The organism is Streptococcus infantis, from assembly GCF_047465035.1.
Taxonomy (GTDB): domain Bacteria; phylum Bacillota; class Bacilli; order Lactobacillales; family Streptococcaceae; genus Streptococcus; species Streptococcus infantis_T.
The window spans coordinates 1-631 of the sequence record NZ_JASHAQ010000056.1; the positions used below are offsets into that span (position 1 = coordinate 1).

Below are 631 nucleotides of genomic sequence, written 5' to 3' on the forward strand. Positions count from 1 at the left end.
GCAATGAAACTCATCTTTCCCTTGGTAAAGGCATACTCATCCCAAGACATAATCTCTGGAAGACGAGAAAAATCATGCTTAAAGTGGAAGTCATTGAGCTTGCGAATGACAGTTGAAGTTGAAATAGACAACTGATGAGCAATATCGGTCATAGAAGTCTTTTCAATTAGCTTATGGGCAATCTTTTGGTTGATGATACGAGGGATTTGGTGATTTTTCTTTACTAGAGGAGTTTCAGCGACCGCCATTTTCGAGCAATGATAGCACTTGAAACGGCGCTTTTTTAGAAGAATTCTGGTAGGTATACCAGTCGTCTCAAGGTAAGGAATCTTAGACGGTTTTTGAAAGTCATATTTCTTCATTTGTTTTCCGCAATCAGGACAAGGTGGAGCCTCATAATCCAGATTAGCGATGATTTCTTTGTGGGTATTCCTATTGATGACATCCATAAATTGGATATTAGGGTCTTTAATGTCTAGTAGTTTTGTGATAAAATGTAATTGTTCCATAGGATTCTTTCTAATGATGGTTTGGTCGCTTTTTATTATAGATCTTATGGGACTTTTTTTCTATACAAAATAGGCTCCATAAGATCCATAGGGGATTTACCCACTACAAATATTATAGAGCC

1 protein-coding gene is annotated in these 631 nt (G+C 37.1%); it reads right to left on the reverse strand.

The window, feature by feature from the left end:
• Positions 1-509 (reverse strand): transposase family protein (locus tag QM406_RS10065; protein ID WP_414274127.1); only part of this gene is annotated, 509 nt, incomplete at its 3' end.
• Positions 510-631: the final 122 nt, after the last annotated feature.